Below are 8,963 nucleotides of genomic sequence, written 5' to 3' on the forward strand. Positions count from 1 at the left end.
CGCCGGACCCGCCGGCGCCGCCGTTGCCCAGCAGGCCGCCGGCGCCGCCGGCGCCGCCCACTCCGCCGTTGCCCGTGGGGGAGTTGCCGCCGGCCCCGCCGGCGCCGCCGACGCCGAATAGCCCGGCGGCGCCGCCCTGACCGCCCGGCAGTCCCGGCGCGCCGGACCCGCCGGCGCCGCCGTTGCCCAGCAGGATCCCGCCGGCGCCGCCCGGCGCGCCGGTGCCCGGCGCGCCGTTGGCGCCGTTGCCGATCAGCGGGCGGCCCACCAGCAGCTCGGTGGGCGTGTTGATCACGCCGAGCAGTTGCTGCTCGAATGCCTGCAACGGTGAGGCGTTGGCGGCCTCGGCCGCGGCATACGACGCCGCGCCCGCGGTCAGCGCCTGCACGAACTGCGAATGAAAGCCCTCCACCTGCGCGCTGATCGCCTGGTACTCCGCGGCGTGCGCGGAAAACAACGCCGCTACGCTCGCCGACACCTCGTCAGCGGCCGAGGCCACCATTCCCGTGGTCGGGCCTGCCGCCGTCGCGCTGGCAGTGCTAATTGTGGAACCGATATTTGCCAAATCCGACGCCGCCCCCGAAACCATTTCTGGTACCGCGAACACGAACGACATGCATGCCTCCCAGCGAGTACGGCGAGTTGGCGATGAGGCCTGAGTACTGGATCATATCCAGACTTTCCGAAATTCGGAAAGTAGCTCGGCACTACTGGAGCGACGATTAAATGATGCTTTACTTATCGCAATGTAAGCGGTATAAGTCCCGCCGATCGCTTTTTATTCGGGTTCCAGCCACAGCGCCGACGTCGGGGGCAGGACCAGCACGGCCGAAGCCGGCCGCCCATGCCACGGGTCCTCGGTGGCGTCGACCCCGCCCATGTTGCCGATTCCCGAGCCGTTATAGACGGTCGCGTCGGTGTTGAGCACCTCGCGCCAGCGGCCGGCGTAGGGCAGGCCGAGGCGGTAGCCGCTGTGCTCCGCACCCGCGAAATTGAATACGCACGCCATTACCGACCCGTCGTTTCCATATCGGAGGAAACTCAACACGTTGTTGGCGGAATCGTTGGCGTCGATCCAGGAATAGCCGTCGGGAATGGTGTCTTGGCTCCACAGCGCCGGGTGGCTGCGGTAAATCTCGTTGATGTCGCGCACCAGACGCAGAACGCCGTTGGAGAAACCCTGTTCGTCGAGCTGCCACCAATCCAAACCGCCCTGCTCGGACCACTCGGCGCGCTGGCCGAATTCCTGCCCCATGAATAACAATTGCTTGCCCGGGTGCGCCCATTGGTAGGCGAGCAGGCTGCGCAGCCCCGCGGCCTTGACGTGGTTGTTGCCCGGCATCCGGCCCCACAGGGTCCCCTTGCCGTGCACCACCTCGTCGTGGCTGAGCGGCAGCACGTAGTTCTCGCTGAACGCGTACAGCATCGAGAACGTCATCTCGTGGTGATGGAAGCTGCGGTAGATCGGGTCTCGGCTGATGTAGTCGAGCGTGTCGTGCATCCAGCCCATGTTCCACTTCATCGAGAAGCCAAGGCCGCCAAGGTTGGTCGGCCGGGTCACGCCCGGCCAGGACGTCGACTCCTCGGCGACGGTGACGATGCCGGGCGCGGCCTTGTGCGCCGTGGCGTTCATCTCCTGCAGGAACTGAACCGCCTCCAGGTTCTCCCGGCCGCCATAGACGTTGGGCGTCCAACCGCCCTCCGGACGCGAGTAGTCCAGATAGAGCATCGATGCGACCGCGTCCACCCGCAGGCCGTCGATGTGGAACTGCTCGAGCCAATACAGCGCGTTGGCCACCAGGAAGTTACGCACCTCGGCGCGGCCGAAGTCGAAGACGTAGGTCCCCCAGTCGAGTTGCTCGCCGCGCTTGGGGTCGGCGTGTTCGTAGAGCGGGGTGCCGTCGAAACGGCCGAGCGCCCAGGCGTCCTTGGGGAAGTGCGCCGGCACCCAGTCGACGATCACACCGATACCGGCCTGGTGCAGGGCGTCGACGAGTCCCCGGAAGTCGTCCGGCGTCCCGAAGCGCGACGTGGGCGCGTAGTACGACGTGACCTGATAGCCCCACGAGCCGGCGAACGGGTGCTCGGCGACCGGCAGCAGCTCCACATGGGTGAACCCCTGCTCCACGACGTAATCCGTCAGCTCACGCGCGAGTTGGCGGTAGCTCAGCCCGGGACGCCACGACCCCAGGTGCACCTCCAGCGTGCTCATCGGCTCGAACACCGGGTTGCGCTGCGCGCGCCGCGTCATCCAGTCGGCGTCCGCCCAGGTGTAGTCGCTGCGCGTCACCTTTGACGCCGTGTGCGGCGGCACCTCGGTGGCGAAGGCCATCGGATCGGCCCGCTCGGTCACCACGCCGTCGGCGCCGTGCACGCGGAACTTGTACAGGCCGTCCACGGGGAAGTCGGGCCAGAACAGCTCCCACACCCCGGAGGAGCCCAGCACCCGCATCGGCGCCTCGTTGCCGGTCCAGCCGTTGAACTCGCCGATCAGGCTGACGCCCTTGGCGTTGGGCGCCCACACCGCGAACGACACCCCGTTCACCGTGCCGTCGGCCGTGGTGAACGAGCGGGGATGGGCACCGAGGACCTCCCAGAGCCGTTCGTGGCGGCCCTCGCCGAAGAGATGGAGATCGACTTCACCCAGGGTGGGCAGGAAGCGGTACGCGTCGGCGACGACGTGCGGGTCGGAACCCTCGTAGGTCACCTCGAGCCGGTAGTCGATGAGGTTGACGAACGGCAGCGCGACGGCGAACAGGCCGGAGTCGATGTGCCGCAACGGGAACCGGTCGTCACCGACCAGCGCGACGACCTCGCGCGCGTGCGGTCGCAGCGCGCGAATGACTGTGTGGTCGCCGTACTCGTGGGCCCCCAGGATGCCGTGCGGGTTGTAATGCGCGCCCGCCACCAGGCGCGCCAGGTCCGCTGGGTCGGGCGCCAGATCTAGTCCAGCGAGTTCGTCGGTTCGGCTCAAAGCCCGTCACCTCCTACGCAGCAGCGTGATTCGGGATTCGTACGGTATGAGCGGCATGTTGATGATGTGCGCGACCGCCCGCGACGGATCCAGGCGTATGTAGTTCGACTGCCCCCATTGGAATTCCTGACCCGTGATCTCGTCGCGCACCCAAAACCGTTCATAGGACTCCATACCCAATGCGGCCATGTCCAACCACAGCGTCGCTTCCTCGGGCCCGAACGCGTTCAGCGTCACCACGACCAGCACGCAGTCGCCGGTGGTCGGGTCGAACTTGCTGTAGGCCAGCATCGCGTCGTTGTCCACGCCGTGGAAATGAATCGTACGCAGTTGCTGCAACGCGGGGTGCAGGCGACGAATCGTGTTGAGCTGCTTGATGAACGGCTCCAGGGACCTGCCCTCGGCCAGAGCGCGCGCATAGTCGCGGGGTCGCAACTCGTACTTCTCGGAGTCCAGGTATTCCTCGCTGCCCTCGCGCACCGCGCGGTGCTCGAACAGCTCGTAGCCCGAGTAGACCCCCCACGCGGGGCTCATGGTCGCCGCCAGCGCGGCGCGGATGGCGAACATGCCGGGCCCGTGGTGCTGCAGCACCGCGTGCAGGATGTCGGGGGTGTTGACGAACAGGTTGGGCCGCCGGAAGTCGGCCAGGGCCGCGATGTCGTTGCCGAATTCGGTGAGCTCCCACTTGGCCGTGCGCCACGTGAAGTAGCTGTAGGACTGCGTGAAGCCGAGCTTGGCCAGTCCGTACTGCCGCGCCGGCGGGGTGAACGCCTCGGACAGGAACAGCACGTCGGGGTCGGCGTCTTTGACCTGACCGATCAGCCAGGCCCAGAAGTCCGGGGGCTTGGTGTGCGGGTTGTCGACCCGAAAGAACTTGACCCCGTGGTCGATCCAGTGCCGGACCACGCGCAGCACTTCGTCGTAGAGACCCGCGGGATCGTTGTCGAAGTTGATCGGGTAGATGTCCTGATACTTCTTGGGCGGGTTCTCCGCATACGCGATGGTTCCGTCTGGCAACTCGGTGAACCATTGCCGGTGTTCGCGGGCCCAAGGATGGTCGGGTGCGCATTGCAGCGCCAGGTCCAGGGCAACCTCCATGTCCAGATCGCGTGCCGCGGCGACGAAGTCGTCGAAGTCGTCGATCGTGCCCAGGGCGGGGTGGACCGCGTCGTGGCCGCCCTCGTCGCTGCCGATCGCCCACGGGGACCCCACGTCCCCCGGGGCGGCGGTGGGGGAGTTGTTGCGGCCCTTGCGGTGTACCTTGCCGATCGGGTGGATGGGCGGCAGGTAGACGACGTCGAAGCCCATGTCGGCGATCCGCGGAAGCTGGGCGGCCGCGGTGGCGAAGGTGCCGTGCACGGGCTTGCCGGCCTTGTCCCACCCGCCCGTCGAACGCGGAAACATCTCGTACCACGAGCCGAAGCGCGCCAGCGGCCGGTCAACCCACACCCCGAACTGGTCGCCCCGGGTGACCAGGTCGCGCAACGGGTAAGCGGCCAACAGTTCTTCGATCTCCGGGCTCAGGGCCGGCGCGGTGCGGGTGACCGGGTCCCCGGGGGCCCGCAACGCCTCGGCGGCCGCCAGCAGCGGATCGCGTCGCCCCCGCGGCACGCCGGTGGCCGCCCGCTCGAACAGCGCGGCGCCGACCAGCAGATCGTTGGACAATTCCTTCTCGCCTTGGCCGGCGTCGAGTTTGGCGACCAGCCCGTGGCGCCACGAGTGAATCGGGTCGCCCCATCCGTCCACCCGGAAGGTCCACAACCCGACCCGGTCGGGGGTGAACACACCGTGGAAGACATACGGTTCCTGACCCTCGGTCATGGGCAGCAGCAGCGGCTTGATTCGCTGCTCGGCCGCCGTGCCGTCCAGCGCGGGTGCGGGGCGTTCGGGGGCCTGGACCGCCTTGATCCGGCGGGACTCGCCGACCTGCGGGTAGCGCCGGCCGAGGTAGCGCACGACGAGGGTTGCTGCGACGGCCTCGTGGCCCTCTCGCCAGACCGCGGCGCTGACGGGAACCACTTCACCGACCACGGCTTTGGCCGGGTACGCGCCGCAGGAGACGACGGGCTGGACGTTATCGATCTCGACACGACCGGGCACAAACACTCCGTTCGGCTGTGTGGCGAGACCGCGCCGTGCTTCGTCGCGGAATACCTCGCCTCTCAGCAACTTCCTGTCGTGGGGACTTTCTCTGACGGACCGCAGCGCTGCGGCCCCAACACCTAACCGATACCCACCCTAGTGCGCCGTCACACACCGCCGGCGGCGAACGGTCAGTCGGTCGCCCTGCGGGCGCCGGAATCCTCAGTAAGGTAATGACGTGTGAAAGCCCTTCGCCGCTTTACCGTCCGTGCTCATTTGCCCGAGCGTCTCGCCGCGCTGGATCAGCTTTCGACCAACCTGCGCTGGTCGTGGGACAAGCCCACGCAGGACCTGTTCGCGGCCATCGACTCGAGGCTGTGGGCGCGATGCGGCTGCGACCCGGTGGCCCTGCTCGGTGCGGTGAGCCCGGCGCGCCTCGACGAGCTCGCGCTGGACGACGAATTCGTGGGCCGGCTCGATGCGCTCTCCGCCGACCTGAACGACTACCTGAGCCGTCCCCTCTGGTACCAGCAGCGGCAGCACGCCGGTGCCGCGATGCCCGCCGCCATCGCGTACTTCTCGATGGAGTTCGGCGTCGCCGAGGTGCTGCCCAATTATTCGGGCGGCCTGGGCATCCTCGCCGGTGACCACCTCAAGTCCGCGTCCGACCTCGGCGTCCCGCTGATCGCGGTGGGCCTGTACTACCGCTCCGGCTACTTCCGGCAGTCGCTGACCGCCGACGGCTGGCAGCACGAGACCTACCCGGCGCTGGACCCGCAGGGGCTGCCGTTGCGCCTGCTCACCGACGCCGCGCGCGAACCCGTGCTGGTGGAACTGGCGCTGCCCGACTCCGCGCAGCTGCGGGCGCGGGTGTGGGTCGCGCAGGTCGGACGCGTTCCGCTGCTGCTGCTGGACTCCGACGTCCCCGAGAACGAGCACGAGCTGCGCGGCGTCACCGACCGGTTGTACGGCGGCGATCAGGAACATCGGATGCGGCAGGAGATCCTGGCCGGCATCGGCGGGGTGCGGGCCATCCGCGCCTTCACCGCCATCGAGGGGTTGCCCGCGCCCGAGGTGTGGCACATGAACGAGGGGCACGCGGGGTTCCTCGGGGCCGAACGCATCCGCGAGCTGATCACCGATTCCGGGCTGGACTTCGACACCGCGCTGACCGTCGTGCGGTCGGCCACCGTGTTCACCACGCACACCCCGGTGCCCGCCGGTATCGACCGGTTCCCGGCCGAGATGGTGCGGCTCTACTTCGATGACGGCCTGGACGACGGCGCCGACGGGGCGGGAAAGGCCAAGGACGCGCCCGCCTTGCTGCCGGGCGTGCCGACCGCCCGGATCCTGGCGCTCGGCGCGGAGGACGACCCGACGAAGTTCAACATGGCGCACATGGGCCTGCGCCTGGCGCAACGGGCCAACGGCGTTTCGCTGTTGCACGGCCGGGTCAGCCGGGCCATGTTCAACGAGCTGTGGCCGGGCTTCGATCCCGACGAGGTGCCGATCGGGTCCATCACCAACGGCGTGCACGCGCGCACGTGGGCGGCGCCGCAATGGTTGCAGCTGGGCCGCGAGCTGGCCGGGCCGGACGACGCGGCGTTCAGCGATCCCGGCGTCTGGCTGCGGCTGCAGCAGGTCGACGCGCGCCACTTGTGGGGGATCCGCTCGCAACTGCGTGCGCTGCTGGTCGAGGATGTCCGGCGGCGGCTGCGCAGCTCCTGGCAGGAGCGCGGTGCTCCGGATGCCGAATTGGGCTGGATAGCAACGGCTTTCGATCCCGACGTGCTCACCATCGGGTTTGCCCGCCGGGTGCCGACATATAAGCGGCTGACCCTGATGCTGCGCGACCCGGATCGGCTCGAGCAGCTGCTGCTCAACGAGGAACGGCCGATCCAGCTGATCGTGGCCGGGAAGTCGCACCCCGCCGACGACGGCGGCAAAGCGTTGATCCAGCAGGTGGTGCGGTTCGCCGACCGGCCGGAGGTGCGGCACCGCATCGCCTTTTTGCCCGACTACGACATGTCGATGGCCCGGCTGCTGTATTGGGGCTGCGACGTCTGGCTGAACAATCCGCTGCGGCCCCTGGAGGCCTGCGGCACGTCGGGCATGAAGAGCGCGCTCAACGGCGGGCTGAACCTGTCCATCCGCGACGGCTGGTGGGATGAGTGCTACGACGGCGAAAACGGTTGGGAGATACCGAGTGCCGACGGCGTGGCCGACGAGTCCCGCCGCGACGACCTGGAATCCACCGCGCTGTACAACCTGCTGGAGCAGTCGGTCGCACCGAAGTTCTACGAGCGCGACGAACACGGTGTGCCGCCGCGGTGGATCGAGATGGTGCGCCACACCCTGCAGACCCTCGGCCCAAAGGTGCTGGCGTCCCGCATGGTTCGCGATTACGTCGAGCAGTACTACACGCCGGCGGCGGCGTCCCTGCGCAAGACCACGGCGGCCGAGGACGGCGGTGCGGAGTTCGACGCGGCCCGTGAGCTGGCCGCCTATCGACGACGCGCCCACGACGCGTGGCCCAAGATCGCCATCACCGACGTGGACAGCACCGGCCTGCCGGACACCCCGGTGCTCGGCTCCAAGCTGACGCTGACCGCGACCGTCCAGCTGGACGGGCTGGCGCCCGACGAGGTCACGGTCCAGGCGCTGGTGGGCCGGGTCGACGCCGGCGACGCGCTGCTGGACCCGGTCACCGTCGAGATGTCGTATACCGGCACCGCCGAGGGCGGCAATCAGGTGTTCTCGACCACCACGCCGCTGCCGCTGGCCGGCGCGGTCGGGTACACCGTGCGGGTGCTGCCGAACAACCCCATGCTGGCAGCCGGCAACGAGCTCGGTCTCATCACGCTGGCGCGCTAGAAGCTCTCAGCCTCTCCAGCGCGGCGCGCACCCGCGCGCCGTCGGTGGTAGCCCAAAACGGCGGCAGCGAGGCGCGCAGGTAGCCGCCGTAACCGGCGGTCACCATCCGCGAGTCCAGGACCGCGACCACCCCACGGTCGGTTACGCGGCGCAGCAGCCGGCCCGATCCCTGCGCCAGCAGCAGCGCGGCGTGGTTGGCGGAGACGGCCATGAAGCCGTTGCCGCCCCGCGCGGCCACCGCGCGCTGCCGCGCGCCCAGCAGCGGGTCGTCCGGCCGGGGGAATGGGATGCGGTCGATCAGCACCAGCGACAGCGACGGTCCCGGCACGTCGACGCCCTGCCACAGCGACAGGGTGCCGAACAGCGAGGTCTGTTCGTCGGCGGCGAACTGCTCGACCAGCGTCGAGGTGCTGTCGTCGCCCTGGCACAGCACCGGCGTCGACAACCGGGAGCGCATGGCCTCGGCGGCGGCGCGGGCGGCCCGCATCGACGAGAACAGCCCCAGCGTGCGCCCGCCGGCCGCGGCGATGAGCTCGGCGATCTCGGTCAGCTGCTCGGCCGAGCCGGTGCCGTCGCGGCCCGGCGGCGGCAGATGCGCGGCCACGTACAGGATTCCGGCCTTGGCGTGCTCGAACGGCGACCCCACGTCCAGCCCGCGCCAGGGGGCGTCGCCGTCGTCTCCGCCGGTCAGGCCCCAGGCCGCGGCCATCGCGTCGAAGGACCCGCCGATCGCCAGGGTCGCCGAGGTCAACACCGTCGTCGAACGCGAGAACACCTCGCTGCGCAGCAGGCCGGCGACCGACAGCGGCGCCACCCGCAACACCGGACGCACCGCGCCGCGGTTGTCCTCGTGGTCGAGCCAGACCACGTCGCTGCGGTCGGGGATGGCCGGGCCGAACGACGCCAGGATCCGCGACGCCGTGTCCGACACCTCGCCCAGCGCCGCAACGGCCTCGGCCCGCGCCGCCGCCGCCCTGGGGTCGCTTTTGGTGTCGCTGCGGGTGTCGATCGCCGAGCGTGCCGCGGTGGCCAC

The 8,963-nt window shown here is 69.4% G+C and carries 5 protein-coding genes; 1 reads left to right on the forward strand and 4 read right to left on the reverse strand.

Translation table 11 applies throughout. From position 1 onward, the window contains the following. The 3 genes from A5673_RS09740 to A5673_RS09750 all read right to left on the reverse strand — a co-directional run. A partial coding sequence (locus A5673_RS09740) for a PE family protein (protein ID WP_156748053.1) occupies positions 1 to 616 on the reverse strand: 616 nt, incomplete at its 3' end. A 162-nt stretch (positions 617 to 778) separates the two neighbouring features. Next, complete coding sequence (gene glgB / locus A5673_RS09745) at positions 779 to 2,974, reverse strand: 1,4-alpha-glucan branching protein GlgB (RefSeq protein WP_068230553.1); 2,196 nt, start codon at positions 2,972 to 2,974, stop codon at positions 779 to 781. Positions 2,975 to 2,980: 6 nt separating this feature from the next. Further along, positions 2,981 to 5,074 carry an alpha-1,4-glucan--maltose-1-phosphate maltosyltransferase gene (locus A5673_RS09750; RefSeq protein ID WP_231970985.1) on the reverse strand — a complete coding sequence of 698 codons (2,094 nt, stop codon included), beginning with the start codon at positions 5,072 to 5,074 and terminating at the stop codon, positions 2,981 to 2,983. 222 nt (positions 5,075 to 5,296) lie between these two features. Between A5673_RS09750 and glgP the strand changes: the two genes are divergently transcribed. Next, complete coding sequence (glgP, locus tag A5673_RS09755) at positions 5,297 to 7,930, forward strand: alpha-glucan family phosphorylase (protein WP_068230563.1); 2,634 nt, start codon at positions 5,297 to 5,299, stop codon at positions 7,928 to 7,930. Here glgP and A5673_RS09760 read toward each other — a convergent pair. Next, the coding region (locus tag A5673_RS09760; RefSeq protein WP_197518341.1) for an ATP-dependent DNA helicase at positions 7,914 to 8,963 on the reverse strand (1,050 nt) is incomplete at its 5' end. The two genes, glgP and A5673_RS09760, sit on opposite strands and share 17 nt — an antisense overlap.

The sequence above is a fragment of the Mycobacterium sp. E3198 genome, assembly GCF_001667015.1.
Classification (GTDB): domain Bacteria; phylum Actinomycetota; class Actinomycetes; order Mycobacteriales; family Mycobacteriaceae; genus Mycobacterium.